Genomic DNA, 17,798 nt, shown 5'->3' with positions numbered 1-17,798 from the left:
GGGCGTGCATCGAGAAGACAGATTATCCCATCCCGGCAGAACTGATGCCGTCAACCCCGTCCTGGTGAATAGATACCATGCCGTGATATAAAGCGGGGGCATTAGCAGAGTCGGGGCGCCGATTGCCCCTTCTGTTCCTTTGGTTACGGGGCGTGCGATCAGTTACACCACCCCGGCGAATTGACGAAGAGACGTAGGGTGCAATAAGCGCAGCGCATTGCACCGTTTGCCGAGCGGCTTTTGTACAAGGTATGAAACACCAAATTAGAGGTGCAATTCACGCTGTTCATTGCACCCTACGGACTTGAAACAGGTGATTTTTATTCAAATCGCTGTTCTTGCTCCATATCCTCCCGCTGTTCTCGCTCTTTCTGTCGCTCGATAAACTGAACCAAATTCTCTGAAACAGTTTGAGCTGCACTCGAAATATCTGCTCTGTCATGCTCAACTAACTTGCGAATTGCCTCCGCTCTGGACTGCATTACTTTGGCTCGGCTACCAGACCAAGATGAAGGAGTGACACTTTCGGCGAATATTTCCAGAACAATAGCAGGGTCAGGAGATGACTCAAGCAGCCTGAGAGCTAACTCTGACATCCTGAGCCCTTCAATTTCGCCATCCTTTTCCCACAAGTTAATGCTTGCTGCAATAGCTACCCATACGCGGGGCTCATTTCGGGCACAACACCACGAAATCAGAAAATCCATATTAATATAGGCAAGAGGTGAGAATCGTAAGCCTCTATTACAAATAAAAAACTGCCGTCGTTCTTGTTGCTCTTCAGTGCCTTCAAAGACTCGATTTAAAAATGCTTCTGGCATCAGCGCAGCTGTTGTCTCAATGGCGCTTTCATATGAATGAACGTAACCATAGTGCAGATCAACAACAGCAAAAATTGCGTCCAACCACTCCTGTTTTTCTGGCTCATTGCCATCGAAACGTAATGCAGCATTGATGACGTACTCCATGTTGTAGCCTTTTGACCCACCAGGATCGTTGTGATCTTTTGGCAAATTTAAAATTGCGGCCCTAAGACCTATCTGACGAAAATCGGGCCCCAACGTATCCACCATCACATCTTTGTCATGAAGGCGCATGCTTAGCGCCTCCAGCACCACATCACTGCCGCCAGGTTTACTCAGAAGTCGCATTGCAAGCTCGAGGATTCTCGCTCTCGGCAAGGATGCATACTCATCTCGCCATAAGATGGGTTCATACATATTTGGGTCAATATCAGGATCATCCAACAGCATCATACAACGCTCTAGATCAACTTCTGTAAATTTACCCCAAGGATGCAAATAGACCAGCGAGTGACGGAGTACTGGATGCTGGGCACAAAAGTCGAGTAACTCCTGTACCAACTCTGGTTCAAATGCATCTATCTCTTTGATAAAACCACCAAAGACAGCAACATTCATACCTACCCTGGACAATGGTTCCAGTTGCTCGACAAGTTGCTGCCAGCCCGCTCGTAAATCATGCCCCCCCTTAGCCAATCCTCTTCCGAATGCATAGGTATTAGGCATCCAACCATTTGAAAACAGGTTTGGCCCCAGCTCATCAAGTTTATGACCTGATGCCGCAAACTCCTCACCTAATTGCAACGCCTTGGCTTCAAGTCGTTGCCTGGCCTCATCATATTTATGGATTTTTTCATGATCAAAATTGGCATCCAGAGCCCAATAGTCTTGCCCCTTGCTCAAAACATAAGTACTAATTGCCGAAATCAAGTCATGTGGCTCTAGCTCTTTCTCCAAGGCAGCAAGATTATCTGGTATGGACTCGACATTATTCGCGTTTTTGCGCTCGGTATGATCGAAATAGATCGTAGAGCGAACGGCTTTCCAACCACCTCCCCAAGGGCGATGTGCATGTAATTTTCGAGCAGCATCAATCAGTTTTTCTCTTATCGCTATCTGGCTCCACATCCCTCGGAATGTATTCTCCATGATTTGACGCGCGGGAACCTCAATAGCGGGATCGCCGGAGGTGCCCAATTGTACCGCAACATCGATAAAAGCACTTCGCCACTGCACAAGCTCATCATGACTGGGGTGAAGTCCATAGTTTCTCGGCCGAGCACCAAACGCATTCATTCCAAATCCAGTCCAGCGATCTTCTAAGGTTGTCGCAAGCATCTTGAAACCCAACGCTATACGTCTAGGAACATCCGATGAAAAGCATTCATTCATGATGGTAATGCGTTGCTCTAACGTAGCGTGAGTACCAGACAGATATGCTTGGAAGAATTTGGTTATCTGGCTTCCTAGCGAGTTATTGTCATCATTCTCTTTCTCATAACCAGCCACATGAATAAGAAGTCTAATACAGCGATCGAATGCTCTCGATTCATATGCTAATAGCTGTAAAAGATTGATGATGGTTGCGGTATGTAGATTCTCACTCGTTGCACCGTCATGAATATCAGACGTAGTCAACACCATTTCGATCCTATCTAGCAGAGCTTCAGGTGCAACTGGCGCGATATAATTCAGCATTCTTTCAGATATATCGTTTAATTCTGTTAACCGCCCCAACAGCCCGTCGGGCTGAAGCCAACATTCAACAATCTCTTTCGCCACGGGATGATCGTGAAGCAGCCCTAACCTGTGTGCGAACGACATGAGTAAGCGTTGGTTGCCAAGAGTTTCAAAAGTCGCTCTTAGTTGATTAACCGGAATACAATTCAGTGCCGATGACGCCAGCCTGTTGGCAATGGCATGAGGTAAAATGGCCCGCCAATGGGCCCTCTTCTGTACAATATGGCGATCAGACAGCTTGCTTGTTGCTCGGAACAACTGGTTTGCGGAATACCCTGAGATAGAACCCAATACCTCCAGTTCGTTTTGACCTTCCTCAGCCGTTGAAACTGAAAATGAATAAACCAAAGACAATATTTCAGCCTGCGCCCGAAGGTCATCGTCCGGGCTCTTCCGCTGGTCAAACAATCGGTCAAATAACTGAACGTCAGAAAGTTGAGCCAAACTTTCACCTTCTTCCACTCTCTCGGCGATAGCCAGAGAAACCCGCGCATTGCCGTCAGCAAATTCGGCTATGCGGCGGGCGTTATTCCGACCAATAATGGGAAAGCGACGGATAAGAAGCTGCTCAGCCATCTCCGGTCCGATCGCTTCTATATGGATGACCTCTGTGGTCTGAGGCTTGTCATCTCTAATGTCATACTCGACAGTGATCAGGCTGATCGCACCTTTGGCCGCTACTTTACGGGCTAGGAGTGTGTGCAATTCAGAAGGGCAATTATCAAGGATCATAATGGCACGTCGCCCCTCAGCGATCAGTCGATCTAGCATTGCTGTTGCAGAGGGTTCCGGGCTTTCACCGGTATCAACATAAACTGCGATAGTCCGATCGAGCGCATCTGCTCCGACCGTTTCATCGAAAAGAGCCTGTAAGATTCGGGTCTTTCCAACACCGGATAATCCAGTGATACGAACAGCTTTATTGGTTGAGCTAATCAGTTCTCGCATTGGCCCGATAGCGTCCTGAATGGCTAGCTTTTGCCCCTTTCCGGATGGCAGAGTAATTGTCACCCCTGGCGCTGAAATCAAGGTATCTACTGACCCCTGAGGCGGATTGCTCCAAGCACCATATGGCTGCCACCCAGAATATCCCTGACCAAGCGTTTTTTTGGCCCAGAGCATGACTGACGGGTGCTGCCGCAACCATTGCGCTAGTTTAGAGCGGTCGTAAAAATCCAAGTGAATACTGGCCCCATGAGGATAATCCGCTACCGCATACTGCATTGCTTCGAGACGGTCCTCTTTCATAGGAGGAGAGCAATCATCACCCAAGCTAACGATGATATAACTCCCTCCCTTTGCCGCTTGTTCAGAGATCGTCGGTGATAATATCCCATCATTGGTCATTTCTGAGGTTATCGCAGCCCTCGGCATTGGATGCTTTTTGGCTTGAAAGATCGTATCAGGTCGTTCAATAAAGCCCGTGTTTATTTTTTCAACAGGCACTTGAACATGAACATCGATACCACCATCAGGAGCATTGATAGAGCCTGACCAGTGTACATAGGCAGGACTATAACCATGAGCAGCAATCTCAGCCTCGGCAAGGCGCGCGATCAACTCTTCGAGCTGAGTATCGGAAAAGCGGAGTAATTCATCTTTCTCAATATCAAAAATGGCCACGACACCTTCCCCCCAAATTGAACGCTCATATCATATTCGGAGGTAAGTCAGTAATCCATTTAATGAAAAGAACCATCGCCGCTTGAGAGCGAATTTTGCTCCGCAAACGATTGGAAAAAGAAAAGACGCCGCAAGGGCGTCTTTTTTACATTTTTATGTTTGAAGGATGAAAGGGCGTTAGCCGCTTATTCCCATTCGATGGTTGCAGGCGGCTTGCCGGAGACGTCGTACACCACGCGGGAGATACCGTTGATCTCGTTGATGATGCGATTCGACACGTGGCCGAGGAAGTCGTACGGCAGGTGAGCCCAGTGGGCGGTCATGAAGTCGATGGTCTCGACGGCGCGCAGCGCAATGACCCAGTCGTACTTGCGGCCATCGCCCATGACGCCGACGGAGCGCACCGGCAGGAAGACGGCGAACGCCTGGCTGACCTGGTTGTAGAGGTCGGCCTTGCGCAGCTCTTCGATGAAGATGGCGTCAGCCTTGCGCAGCAAGTCGCAGTACTCTTTCTTCACTTCGCCAAGCACGCGCACGCCCAGGCCCGGACCCGGGAAGGGGTGACGGTAGAGCATGTCGTAGGGCAGGCCGAGTTCGAGGCCGACACGGCGCACTTCGTCCTTGAACAGCTCGCGCAGCGGCTCCACCAGACCCATCTTCATCTCTTCCGGCAGGCCGCCGACGTTGTGGTGAGACTTGATGACGTGGGCCTTGCCGGTCTTGCTGGCAGCGGATTCGATGACGTCCGGGTAGATGGTGCCCTGGGCCAGCCACTTGGCATTCTTGAGCTTCTTGGACTCGTCGTCGAACACGTCGACGAAGACGCGGCCGATGGTCTTGCGCTTGGCTTCCGGCTCGTCGATGCCCGCGAGGGCGGAGAGGAAGCGCTCTTCGGCGTCGACCTTGATGATGTTCAGGCCGAAGTGATCGCCGAACATGTCCATCACCTGCTGGCCTTCGTTCAGGCGCAGCAGGCCGTTGTCGACGAAGACGCAGGTGAGGCGATCGCCGATGGCGCGGTGCACCAGCATGGCGACCACGGAGGAGTCCACGCCGCCGGAGAGGCCCAGGATCACCTCGTCGTCACCCACCTGCTCGCGAATGCGGGCGACGGCGTCATCGATGATGGTGGCCGGGGTCCAGAGGCACTCGCAGCCGCAGATGTCCTTGACGAAGTGCTCCAGCATGCGGGCACCCTGACGGGTGTGGGTCACTTCCGGGTGGAACTGCACGCCGTAGAAGCGCTTGGCTTCGTCGGCCATGGCGGCGTGGGGGCAGGTGGCGGTCTGGGCGATGGTGGTGAAGCCGGCGGGGATCTCGGTGACCTTGTCGCCGTGGCTCATCCAGACATCCAGCAGGGCATTGCCGTTGTCGGCAATGGCGTCTTCGATGTTGCGCAAGAGAGCGCTGGTCTTGCCGGACTGGCCCAGCACTTCGACCTGGGCGTAGCCGAATTCACGCAGGTTGGAGGACTGCACCTTGCCGCCGAGCTGCTCGGACATGGTCTGCATGCCGTAGCAGATACCGAACACCGGCACACCGGCGTTGAACACGTACTCGGGGGCGCGCGGGCTGCCCGCCTCGGTCACGGATTCCGGGCCGCCGGAGAGGATGATGCCGCTCGGGTTGAACTCGCGGATCTGCGCTTCGGTTACGTCCCAGGCCCACAGCTCGCAGTAGACGCCGATTTCACGGACGCGACGGGCGATGAGCTGGGTGTACTGGGAACCGAAATCCAGGATAAGGATACGGTGGGCGTGAATGTCTTTAGTCATTTTATTCCTGCATCAGGCTGATGTTGTCACAAAAAGCACGGGATAAAAAAAGGTGGAAAAACGGGGCGCAGAGCCCCGTTTCATCAGCCCATCCGGTAGTTGGGGGCTTCTTTGGTAATGGTCACGTCGTGAACGTGGGACTCTTTCATCCCGGCGCCCGAGATGCGCACGAACTCGGCCTTGGTGCGCATGTCGTCGATGGTCGCGCTGCCGGTCAGACCCATGGAGGAGCGCAGGCCGCCCATCTGCTGGTGGATGATCTCTTTGAGGCGGCCCTTGTACGGCACGCGCCCTTCGATCCCTTCCGGCACCAGCTTGTCGGCGGCGTTGTCGGTCTGGAAGTAACGGTCGCTGGAACCCTTGGACATGGCACCCAGAGAGCCCATGCCGCGGTAGGACTTGAAGGAGCGGCCCTGATAGAGCTCGATCTCGCCCGGCGCCTCTTCGGTACCGGCAAACATGGAGCCCACCATGACGCAGCTTGCGCCTGCGGCGATGGCCTTGGCCACGTCGCCGGAGAAGCGGATGCCGCCATCGGCAATCACCGGCACGCCGGTGCCTTCCAGGGCGTCGACGGCGTCGGAGATGGCGGTGATCTGGGGCACGCCCACGCCGGTCACGATACGGGTAGTACAGATGGAGCCCGGGCCGATACCGACCTTGACGGCGTTGACACCCGCTTCCACCAGCGCCTTGGCGCCAGCGGCGGTGGCGACGTTGCCGCCGATGATTTGCAGGTCAGGATAGGCTTCACGGGTCGCCTTGATGCGATCCAGCACGCCCTGGGAGTGGCCGTGGGAGGAGTCAATCAGCAGCACGTCCACACCGGCTTCCACCAGGGCGGCGACGCGCTCTTCGTTGCCGGCACCGGCACCGACGGCGGCACCGACCCGCAGACGGCCACGCTCGTCTTTACAGGCGTTGGGCTTGCGCTCGGCTTTCTGGAAGTCCTTCACGGTGATCATGCCCTTGAGCTTGAAGTCGCCGTTGACCACCAGCACCTTCTCGATGCGATGTTTTTGCATCAGGGCCACCACCTCTTCACGAGGGGCCCCTTCACGCACGGTCACCAGACGATCTTTCTGGGTCATGATCTGTTCGACGGTCTGGGAGAGATCGATGACAAAGCGCACGTCACGGCCGGTGATGATGCCCACCAGCTGGTTGCCGTCAGTCACCACGGGGTAACCGGCGAAACCGTTCTTGTGGCTCAGCTCCTTGATCTGGGCGATGGTCATGTCAGGGCGCACGGTAACGGGGTCGCTGACCACGCCGCTCTCGTACTTCTTGACCTTGCGCACTTCGGCAGCCTGCTGCTCGATGGACATGTTCTTGTGAATGAAGCCGATACCGCCTTCCTGGGCCAGTGCGATAGCCAGACGGGCTTCGGTCACTGTGTCCATGGCAGCGGAGATCATCGGGATATTCAGCGTGATCGCAGACGTGAGCTTGGTACGCAGGTCGGCGGTATTGGGGAGAACAGTGGAGTGGGCTGGAACCAACAGTACATCGTCGAAGGTCAGCGCTTCTTTGGCAATCCTGAGCATGGCAATATCTCACCGTTGAGGAGTGGGGGTGTAAAATATTGCCGACAAATTTTACTCATGCATTTGGCAGTGGTAAAGAAGTTTTTTGAATTTTTTATGGCGTAGCCCGATTTAACGCCACCAACAGGGCAAAAAACCAATAAATTCAGCCGTAACCATGCCGTTTTTCCCGACAAGATGATCTTTTTTGCCGTTGAGCCCCTTTCTGCCGCCAGTCTCCCGGAACGGCCTTTTTTCCCTCTCAGCCGTCAGCCAGACCGGGGTTCAGTTCCCCTGATAGCGGCCCGGCTTGTGCCAGTTCATCAGCATGGCGTTCATGGCCAGCGCACTCAGGGTTGACCAGAGCAGCAGGGGAAGCGGCAGGGTGAGCAGAGAGAGCGCAAACACCAGCACATCCAGCACCATCTGGCTCTTTCCCGCATTGATGCCGGTGCGCCGTTGCAGCCAGAGCGTCACCACGCCGGTGCCCCCCACGGAGGCATTGTGGCGCGCCAGAGACAAGACCCCCATGCCGAGGAAGGTTCCCCCCACCAGGGCTGCAAACAGGGGATGGACATAGCTCACCGTTAGCAGCAGCGGCACCGCCTGGGTGGCCGCCGAGAGGGCGACGTTGACGATCAGCGTCTTGAGGGTGAAGGCGCGCCCCATGGTGACGTAGCAGAACACCATGAAGGGCAGGTTCACCAGGAAGAAGAGCACGCCGATGGGCAGGGTGCTGACATGGGCGATCAGCAGGGCGATGCCCGCGATGCCACCGGTGATCATGCCGGAACACTTGAGCAGATTGAGCCCCACGGCGATAAACATGACCCCGAGCACCATGCCGTAGACATCGTCCTTGAGGGTATGGGCCAGCCCCCTGCCCGCAGCCGCTGGCTGCATGGTCATTTCACCTTCCATATGACTCCTTAGATCCGATGTGATGGTGGCATCCGTTGCCCGACAACCAGGCCGCGTTGGGGCTGATGGCGGCGGCCCGTTCACCTTGCCGTCCCCACCCCCCAATCTTGCGTCCCCCGCCCCCTTATGTCGCCATCGTGGGGATGACAAGGCACAGCAAAAAGAGCGCCAATCAAAACAAGAGTCCGCGATACCATAAATAATCGGATTTAAATTCTGATAAATGCGCAATGTGCAGATCGAATGCACCACTTCAGTGATCGGCCATCACAGTGGCGCAGCATGTTTACCCGAGTCACCGAGAAAGGCCTCGTGGTATCCCCTTCACAGCCCGTTTTTTCGGCAGATCATGTCGATACGATGCCGCTTTTCAGCATGGATGATGCCTGTCATGGGGGAAATCCGGGGGCCATACGGCGTGTTTCTTCGGGGCGGGCTCCAGGGGCGGATGTGGATGGATCGCACCAATAAAGTGCAATTGCACCAATATAGATCAACCGAGTGGCACAGTTTGCCTTGCACCGCGGCGCAAAGGCGACATGGGCACCGCTTTGCTCACTGCCACGAGCACTGCAATATGCAGAGCATGAAGTGACTCGAGCGGCGGATGCACTACTTCCCTTCCCTCTAGCCCCCTGCCCATGAGCGTGCTGGTCGCGAGTCCACAGGCCTGCCCATCCACCAGCCCCCCCAGCCAGAGTCCCATCAGGATGGGGCATCCATTCAGGCATAGGCAGAAGGCAGAATAAAAAAGTCGGCCCGAAGGCCGACTCGCTGCTCCCTGTGACAGGGCTTCCTTACTTGAGGTATTTGCCGTCAGCACCGACCTTGCCCGGGCCGTTCAGTACCCAGACCCGCGCCGAATAGGCGGGCACCGCAAAGCTCAGGCTGCCGTTGCTGACGCTCTGGCTCGCACCGGTTACCGCGTCCGTGTAGGTGCCGTTCTTCAGGCCACTCAGGTTTATCTGCTGGGCCGAGTTGGCCGCAAGGCCCACGGCGGCGTAGCTCCCTTGGGCGCTCAGATCACGCACGAAGCTGATGCCGCTCCCCCACTCGTTCACCTGGCTCATGGGCGCCTTTTGCAGGGCGGGCACCGCCTTGCGGATCTGGTTCAGGCGCTTGATGTGCTGATAGAGCGGGTGGCTCGGGGTGGCGGGGTTGTCCAGCACATCTCCGTAGTAGGCACGACCGGTCTGATCCACCGTCATGGTGGCCCCGTCGATGTCCTGGGGCTTGCCCGCCTGGAACATCACCTCCTCCCCGTAGTAGAGGGTCGGGATCCCCCGCGCCGTCCAGAGCAGGTTGTAGGTCATGGCCGCATTCCCCTCTTCCCCGCCGTAGCGGTACTTGAAGTCGTTGTCCGGCCCCACGTCGTGGTTCTGGAAGAAGGTGATGAGCTTGGTGGCATCCCCATAGACCCAGTCCATGGCGAAAATCCCCCCTACCCCGCCAAAGTTCCCCCGGGTGACGTTGTCACGGAAGGTGGAGAACAGCGAGAAGTCCAGCACAGAGAGGCCGGAATCGCCCCCTGCACGGGGATCGGCCGGGTTCGGCGTGGTGCGGGTATACCACCAGGGGCGTATCACCGCCGAGGCATTGTCGTTGGCGAGCTCAGAGCCCCAGCCGGTGCCCTTGACCAGGTTTTCGCCAAAGACGAACAGCCCCGGCTTGTGGGCCTGCCAGTCATGGACATAGGTCAGCAGTTCGTCCCGCTCGATGTGCTTCAAGGTATCGATACGAATCGCATCCACTCCCATGTCGAGGTACTGACGAATGGCGCCGTTGAGGTAGTCCTTGACGTTCTGGTTGCCGGTGGCGAGATCGATGCAATCCCCCGCCATGTGCTTGCGCTGCAGGGCGAGCGGGCTCTCCCAGTCACCGCCGGACATGAAACCGTCCAGGTGATACCAGGCGGGATCCAAGGTCTGGGCGTCGATGCCGAAGAAGCGGTTGGGGTTGTAGCCGGCGCTCGGCACGGTGGCGCCGGTCTTGGGATCTACCAGGGGCAGGGTGCCCGCCGGATCGGACTGGCAGCGGGCCTTGTACCAGTCGGGCGCCGCCGGGTTGTCGTCGTCACAGCGATTGGCGCTGGCGTAATCCCCAAGATTGCCCTGATAGGGGCCATTGTTGATGAGTCCCTGGCTCGACCCCGCCGGTACGTAGTATTTGACGGGCAGGCGATCGATCCAGGTCTTGCCGCGCAGGCCGTACTGGCTCGAGTGGTTGAGCACCACATCCTGGATCACCTTGAGCCCCTTGGCGTGGGCCGCCTGGATGAACTCCCGGTAACCCGCCCCCGGCGACTCCAGACGGGGATCGACCCGGTAGAAGTCGTAGGCATGGTAGCCGTGGTAGTCGAGGCCGGAGCGGTTCTCCACCGGCGGCGTCACCCAGATGGCGGTGAAGCCGAGATCCTTGATGTAGTCGAGCTTGGCGATCAAACCCTTGAAGTCGCCACGCCACTGGGGATCCCCCGCCTTGTAGCGATCCCGGTTGTAGTAGTTGTTGCTGGCATCGCCATCATAGAAGCGGGCAGTCAGCAGGAAGTAGATGCTCTCGGCACGAAAGTCGCCGCTCGCCACCCCCTGCTCGCCGATACGGTACTCGAAGCGCTGCTCGCGCTGATTGCCGCTGGCGTCGATGGCAAGGGTGCGGATCACCAGATCGGTGCCACTCCCCTTGTCACTCGCCACCAGGGGCTGACCTGCATAGCGGGCCGATGCCGTGGTGGGCTGGCTGCCGTCCGTCGTGAAATGCACGGCGGGTGCGCTGTCCTGATCGTCGCTCACTCCCAGGGTGATGGACTGGCTGTCCACATAACTCCCCGGGGACGGGGTGGCCGTCACCGTGGGGGCCTGCAGATCGGCCCCGGCCAGCGTCTCCACCTCGATGGCCTTGCGCAGGCTGTCAAAGCAGATGCGATAACTGGTGTTGGCGCTGACCAGGTAATCCTGGGCCGGATACGCCTCGGTCCAGTCCCCCTTGTGGTCAATCTTGAAGCGGGGGTTGTTGCTGCCAAAGGCCTGCTCGGTGCAGAAGCTCACCCCGTCCTGACTGGTCATGGCGGTGAGGCCCCAGTTGTTGGGGGTGCCGCGGAAGTACCACTTGTCGCCGGCCTGGGGCACCGCCACCACCAAGCTGACGCTGCTGCTGGCCTTGGCTCCCTGATCGTCGGTCACCGTCAGGCCGTAGGTGAAGGTGCCCGCCTGGCTGGTGTTGACCACGATGCTCTCGGTGGTCTCACCGCTGCTCCACAGATAGCTGGCGATCTGGCCATCGGGATCCGTGGAGTCGCTGCCGCTCAGGGTGAGCGCCTCCCCCACCGCCACATTGACCGTGCCGCCCGGGGTGATCACCGCCAGCGGAGGCTGGTTGTCGTCGCCGAAGGGGGTGATGCTGTAGGCCAGGGTCTGGTCGTTGACCTGGATGCGCACCGTGCCCACGGAGCTCCAAAAGATGTCGCCACCACTTTTCTCCAGCACGCCGTCGCCGTTGCTGTCGCCAAAGTTGACGGCCCAGTCGCCAGCCTGATCAAACTTGAGGCGCTGGCTCGCCTTGCCATCCAGGTAGGCTTCCACCTGCCACAGGTGATCCCCTACCAGGGTCATGGGGAGGCTGGCCCAGCCGTTGAAGGTGCCGCGCACGTTGAGCTGCGGCAAGGTGCTGGCAAACCCCGAGGCCTCGCAACTGGCCACCGCCGCCGCGCTCACCGCCTGGGTGCTCGCGTTGATGCGGATCTGGTACGCCGTGTTGGCATTGACCCCGTAGTCGGCCGCCGGGTAGCTCTGCTGCCAGTTGCCGTACCTGTCTATCTTGAAGCGCGGGCCGCCGCTGGCATCCCCGCTCACGAAGCGCTGACAGGTATCAAAATTGACGCCGTCCGTCGACGTCATGGCGGTCGCCGCCCATCCATTCGCGGTGCCCCGGAAGAACCACTCCGCCGCCGTGCTCGGCGCCGTGATCAGGGTTCCCAACAATCCGGCCGCGAGTATCCATCTAGCCATTGATAGTCCTTTATTTTCATTGTTTGTGTGTGATGCCGGTGTGTCCCGGCATTCCCCCATCCGCAACGTCCCGCCTTCAGATGAGCCCGACCAGTCTAGAGTCCCCCATGACCATTTCATGGCCAATACGCGCAAAATGTGACCACTGTCGACCTCATCATGGGCTGTATGTGATTGATAGCGCTTTCATTTCCTGGCGCAGAAGTGAGGGGCGCCCCCATCGGGGAGAGCAAGATGGCCGCCCTCCGCGACCACCTCGGGCACAGGGTCAGCCCCTGCCTCCTGCACGGCGCCGTTGCCATCGGGGACACTTGCCCCCATGATGCAATCCCCCTTGCCATCTCGGGCAACAGGGCGGTTCATTCAGGGAGAAACGATGAGACCATCGGATTACGGGAGATTGCTCGCGCTGGCAGCCATCTGGGGTGCCAGCTTCTTGTTCATGCGCATCGCGGCGCCGGCGTTCGGCTCGGTCAACACCACCTTCCTGCGGGTCTTCTTCGCCCTCGTCGGGCTCGCCGCCATGCTCCTGCTGCTGCGCACCCCCATGCAGTTTCAGGGCAAGCTCAAATCCATCATGGTGCTTGGCATCATCAACTCCGGCGTCCCCTTCCTGATGTATGCCGTGGCGGCCCTCTGGCTGCCCGCAGGGTATTCCGCCATCCTCAACGCCACCACGCCCCTGATGGGCGCCCTCATCGGCTTCTCCTTCTTTCACGAGGCGCTGACCTTGCGCAAGTGGGCCGGGGTGATGCTGGGGCTGGTGGGCATCGGTCTCATCACCACCACCGGGGAGGTCGACCTGAGCGGCCAACTGGCCATCGGGGTGCTGGCCTGCCTCATCGCCACCGCCTGCTATGGCTGCGCCGGCTTCCTGACGAGACGCTGGGTCACCGAGCGGGGAGGCCTGGACGCCAAACTGGTGGCCTTTGGCAGCCAGATAGGGGCCGTCCTCTTCCTGCTTCCCTTCTTCGGCTACACCCTGGCGACCGGCCCCGCCGTCGACTGGGCCCAGCCTGGGGTCTGGGCCAGCGTGCTGGCGGTCGGCTTCCTCTGCACCGCCTTCGCCTATCTGCTCTATTTCAGGCTGATCGCCGACATCGGCCCCCTGCGAAGCCTCACTGTCACCTTCCTCATTCCGCCCTTCGGCATCCTGTGGGGCTATCTGGTGCTGGGGGAAACCCTCACCGGCGGCTTCGTGTTCGGCGGCGCCGTGGTCTGCCTCGCGGTCTGGCTGGTGACCAGCCCCGCCAAAGCCATCAAGTCGGCCAAGGCACAAGCCTAGGCTCCGCGTCATCTGCCGGGCCCATGGCTCGGCAGATGGGCGCAACTGGGGTAAGATGACCCCCATCGTTTCTCCCGCCCCGGCGGACACCACAGCAGGGCCAGCCTTGAATCACCTCGAACCCGCCAGTCAGAGCAGACAACAGCAGATCTTCACCGTCACCCGCCTCAACAGCGCCGTGCGCATGATCCTGGAGCAGGATCTGGGGCTGGTGTGGCTCACCGGCGAGCTCTCGAACCTGGCGATGCCAAGTTCCGGCCACTGGTACTTCTCCCTCAAGGACATGTCGGCCCAGGTGCGCTGCGCCATGTTCAAGGGCAACAACCGCCGGGTGCCGTTCCGTCCCCAGGATGGCATGCAGGTGCTGGTGCAGGCGCGAGTCTCCCTCTATGAACCCCGGGGCGACTACCAGCTCATCATCGAGTCCATGCAGCCCGCCGGGGATGGCATGCTGGCCCTGCGCTTCGAGGAGCTCAAGCGCCGCCTCGGGGCCGAAGGGCTCTTTGACGAAGGGCGCAAGCGCCCCTTGCCCCGGGAACCCCGCGCCGTCGGGCTGGTCACCTCCGCCACCGGCGCCGCCCTGCACGACATGCTGACGGTGCTTGAACGCCGCGCCCCGGACTTGCCCGTCTTCATCTACCCGACCCAGGTGCAGGGGAGCGCCGCCACCGCCCAGATCGTCTCGGCCATCATGCTTGCCAACCGCCGCGCCGAGGTGGATGTGCTCATCGTCGGACGCGGCGGCGGTTCCCTTGAAGATCTCTGGTGCTTCAACGAAGAGGCGGTGGCACGGGCCATCGCAGGCTCCGCCATCCCCGTGGTGAGCGCCGTAGGGCACGAGGTGGACGTCACCATCAGCGACTTTGCCGCCGACCTTCGTGCCCCCACCCCCTCTGCCGCCGCCGAGCTGGTGGCGCCGGACAGGAGCACCCGCGCCCAGCGCCTCATGCACCTGCGCCAGCGGCTCACCCAGGCCATGAGCCGTCACCAGGTCGCCGCCCGCCATGGCTTCGTCCTGCTGCAGAAGCGGCTCGATCATCAGGATCCCAAGCGACGGCTGGAGCAGCAGTCCCAGCGCCTCGACGAGCTCGACCGCCGCTTGCAGCAGCACCTGCGTGATCGCCTGCACCAGGGGGAGCGGCGCCTGGCGGGCCTCGCCATGCGCCTGCAGGCCAGAAGCCCCGAAAAGCGGCTGGCCATCGGCAAACGTCGTCACCAGCTTGCCGAGGGGCGCCTCCATGCCCTCATCGCAAAACGCCAGGATCTCGCCCGCCACCGCCTCGCCATGCTGGGAGCCCGCCTCGACGGCATCAGCCCGCTGGCCACCCTAGGGCGCGGTTACGCCATCGTGCGCACCCCCTCCGGGGAGGTGATCCGCCGCGCATCCCAGGTCAATGCAGGCCAGACCCTGATCACCACCCTCGCAGAGGGAGCGCTGCGGGTACGGGTGGACGAAGTCGACAACCGCTGACAAAAAGCGGGGGCTTTCACCAGGCCCCCGCCGCCTTTCTGTGCTCCGATAGCCCGTTATACCAGGGCATGACCGGCCATCTTGCCCGGGTGGCCGGATGGTTTCTCGCCCCCCTTGCTCCCCCCCGGTGGATTGCACCTCAGATACTCGAACAACCCGGCCTGCAAATTCACGTTCCAGAAACGCCCCGCCAGGGTGAGGGCGAGACGCTCGGCCGAGAGCCGTGCCAGCCCGTGTCGCTGCCAGGCCTCAAAGAGCGGCATCAGGTGGGAGACCAGCCCCTGTGGCAATTGCGACAACGCCAGCCATCCGGTATCGAGCCCCCCTCGCAGCAGCCCGTCGAGACGGGCATCGGGATTGGGCCTCATCACCATGCCGGGAGCACGCACGCCCCCCGCCTGCGCCTCATGCCAGGGCGCCAGATCCCGGCCATACATGAGGCCGTGGCCGTGAATGTTGCCCCCCGCCCCTGCGCCGAAGGGCAGGATCTCGGCGCCCCACTTGGCCATCTGGTTGTAGCGGCTCTGCTCGGCATCGGTGCGCCGCCAGTGGCTGCAGGAGAGCCGCTCCCAGCCCCCCGCCTCCAGCGTCCGGGCCCCGTCGGCATACATGACTGCCCGCAGCTGGCCATCGGCGGCCCAGCCCAGGGTGCCTTTCTCGTCTGCGCGCGCCAGGTTGGTGCCCGCCATGGAGATGAGTTGATAGAGATCCACCCCGTGCACCCCGCTCGCCATCACATCCGCGATATCCTGGCGCCACACGGCCTCATCCTGACCCGGCAGACCGAAGATGAGATCCGCCACGATCACCGCCTCGTTGTGGCGGGTCAGCGCCGCCAGCCGGGCCAGCAAGGTCTCCCTGTCATCGAAGCGGGCCGCCTGCTGGCGCACGCGGGTATCAAAACTCTGCACGCCGAACGAGAAGCGATTGAAGCCACCCGCCAGGGCCGTCTGCCACTTGGCGTCATCAAAGCCGTTGAGCCGCCCCTCCAGGGTCAGCTCCGCATCCACGGTCAGGGGAAAACGGCGGATGGCGCTGGCCAGGCGGGCGAGATCGCCCGCCGCCATGTCGGTTGGCGTGCCGCCCCCCACATAGACCGCCGAAAAAGGCCGGCTCTGGACGAGCGGCGTCTCGGCTGCCTGGTGCAGCGACCCGCAGAGTGCCTCCATGTAGCGGCTCATGCGCGCCGGATTGGCGCCGTTTTCGAAGAAGTTGCAAAAACTGCAGCGCTTGCGGCAAAACGGGATATGGATGTAGAGCGCTCGGGCCTTGGCCTCGCTCTCATGCTGCCACCAGGCTTGCCAGCCGGCATCGTCCAGCATCAGAGGGGCGGCCCCTCCCCGGCTGGCATGGGCCGACGTCTTGGCGGTGAAGGCGAATTTGAGGGGATCCGGGGTGCAAAGCCCCGTCATGGTCGAAGAAAGCTGGAGAGTCGTCACTGGGGTTACCCTGCGTAAATAACACAAATGATAACGAATATCAGTTGCAGGTATTTGTGCTGGATCAAGTCGGGAAGGATTGAGCCGTCACTCTGTCCCCATCAGAGCAGCAGCGCGTCAGGCAAGGAAGGCGTGAAACAACAAGGGAAGAGAGCCACTCCCCCACTGGAGAGTGGTGGCACACACAGGATCAGGCGGTTGATTCAAGGCACCCGACGGGAGCGCCGCGCCGATACCGGCTGACGGGGGTCAGCCATTGCCGATGATGATGGCAACCCGGCGATTTTCCGCTCGTCCGGCAGCGGTCGCGTTGTCGGCGATGGGCGCCTCTTCTCCGCGGCCGCGGATATCCAGGTTCCCCTGGGGCATACCCACCGACACCAGGACATCGGCCACCGACCGTGCCCGCTTGAGGGAGAGTTGCTGGTTGTAGGCCTCATCACCGTTGGAGTCGGTATGACCGTCCACCCGGGCCCGGTTCAGTCCGACCTCAATCAGGGCCTTGCCGAGTTTCTCCACCACCTGGCGGGTCTCGGGGTTGAGGGCCCCCACATTGTTGGCGAACAGCACCTTGTTGGAGATATCCAGGGTCCATCCCTCGTCGGTCAGGTGAAATCCCTGCTCCTTCAAGGCGGCGATCTGCTCCGCCGTGAGCCCCTGGGGAGGGCTCTGGCACGCCGCAAGCACACTCAGCAACAGTGCCACCAGGCCCGCTTTGATCGGGTTCAACATGCGCATTCTTATCATCCTTTCACTATTTCCGGTTCAACTTCACGTGCTCGTTTTTCGTGTTTCTCTCTCCTCCCTGCGTTGTCGTTTGGCTTGATACATGGCGTCGTCTGCCCATTGCAGCAGGGCATCCGCCGTCTTCCCCTGCTCGGGATAGAGGGCAGAGCCGATGCTGATCCCCACCCCGAGATGGCGACCGTCACTCAATACAACGGGGGTGTTCATGGCCTGCTGCACTCGCCCTATCACCTCGCGCACCTCGTCCTCCCCATGGATCGGGGTCAGGAGGATCACGAACTCATCTCCCCCCAGCCGGCAGACCAGATCCAGGGGCCTGAGCTGATGCTGCACCCGCCGCGCCACGGCGATCAGCACTTCGTCGCCGATGCTGTGGCCCAGGTTGTCATACCAATCAGATTAAAGATGTGATCTAATTGCTCTATTCTGGTTTCACTGTACTCAGTATGTCCGATCCAATCGAT

Annotated in this window: 10 protein-coding genes; 2 read left to right on the top strand and 8 right to left on the bottom strand. The window is 59.8% G+C overall.

What is annotated here, in order from left to right:
- Positions 1-320 precede the first annotated feature (320 nt).
- The 5 genes from PG896_RS18195 to PG896_RS18175 all read right to left on the bottom strand — a co-directional run bounded on the left by PG896_RS18195 (position 321) and on the right by PG896_RS18175 (position 12,392).
- Positions 321-4,166, bottom strand: coding sequence for a hypothetical protein (locus PG896_RS18195; protein WP_270836041.1), 3,846 nt, complete (start codon positions 4,164-4,166; stop codon positions 321-323).
- Between the two features lie 185 nt (positions 4,167-4,351).
- On the bottom strand, positions 4,352-5,941 hold the full coding sequence (gene guaA / locus PG896_RS18190) for a glutamine-hydrolyzing GMP synthase (RefSeq protein ID WP_171864787.1): 1,590 nt from the start codon (positions 5,939-5,941) through the stop codon (positions 4,352-4,354).
- 83 nt (positions 5,942-6,024) lie between these two features.
- Positions 6,025-7,488 carry an IMP dehydrogenase gene (gene guaB / locus PG896_RS18185; RefSeq protein WP_010674549.1) on the bottom strand — a complete coding sequence of 488 codons (1,464 nt, stop codon included), beginning with the start codon at positions 7,486-7,488 and terminating at the stop codon, positions 6,025-6,027.
- A 264-nt stretch (positions 7,489-7,752) separates the two neighbouring features.
- Positions 7,753-8,388 (bottom strand): YitT family protein, encoded by a 636-nt coding sequence (locus PG896_RS18180; RefSeq protein WP_010674548.1) that lies wholly within the window; start codon positions 8,386-8,388, stop codon positions 7,753-7,755.
- 797 nt (positions 8,389-9,185) lie between these two features.
- Entirely contained in the window at positions 9,186-12,392 is a 3,207-nt protein-coding gene (locus PG896_RS18175; RefSeq protein ID WP_270836039.1) for an alpha-amylase family glycosyl hydrolase, read from the bottom strand.
- A 376-nt stretch (positions 12,393-12,768) separates the two neighbouring features.
- On the opposite strand from PG896_RS18175, the gene PG896_RS18170 reads away from it, so the two are divergent.
- Positions 12,769-13,677: a DMT family transporter gene (locus tag PG896_RS18170; RefSeq protein ID WP_103243224.1), complete on the top strand. Its 909-nt coding sequence runs from the start codon at positions 12,769-12,771 to the stop codon at positions 13,675-13,677.
- 106 nt (positions 13,678-13,783) lie between these two features.
- The gene (gene xseA, locus PG896_RS18165; protein ID WP_103243225.1) at positions 13,784-15,148 is read left to right on the top strand and encodes an exodeoxyribonuclease VII large subunit; all 1,365 of its coding nucleotides are present in this window, start codon (positions 13,784-13,786) and stop codon (positions 15,146-15,148) included.
- 56 nt (positions 15,149-15,204) lie between these two features.
- On the opposite strand, the gene hutW is transcribed toward xseA, so the two are convergent.
- The 3 genes from hutW to PG896_RS18150 form a co-directional block, all read right to left on the bottom strand.
- Positions 15,205-16,560 carry a heme anaerobic degradation radical SAM methyltransferase ChuW/HutW gene (hutW, locus tag PG896_RS18160; RefSeq protein WP_270836043.1) on the bottom strand — a complete coding sequence of 452 codons (1,356 nt, stop codon included), beginning with the start codon at positions 16,558-16,560 and terminating at the stop codon, positions 15,205-15,207.
- Between the two features lie 276 nt (positions 16,561-16,836).
- Positions 16,837-17,325 carry an OmpA family protein gene (locus tag PG896_RS18155; protein ID WP_010674543.1) on the bottom strand — a complete coding sequence of 163 codons (489 nt, stop codon included), beginning with the start codon at positions 17,323-17,325 and terminating at the stop codon, positions 16,837-16,839.
- A gap of 33 nt (positions 17,326-17,358) precedes the next feature.
- Positions 17,359-17,715, bottom strand: a complete 357-nt coding sequence (locus PG896_RS18150; protein ID WP_270836042.1) for a diguanylate cyclase domain-containing protein — start codon at positions 17,713-17,715, stop codon at positions 17,359-17,361.
- Between the last annotated feature and the right edge of the window lie 83 nt (positions 17,716-17,798).

The sequence above is a fragment of the Aeromonas sp. QDB30 genome, from assembly GCF_027707645.1.
GTDB lineage: Bacteria > Pseudomonadota > Gammaproteobacteria > Enterobacterales > Aeromonadaceae > Aeromonas > Aeromonas caviae.
This window is presented reverse-complemented; position numbering and strand designations above follow the sequence as displayed.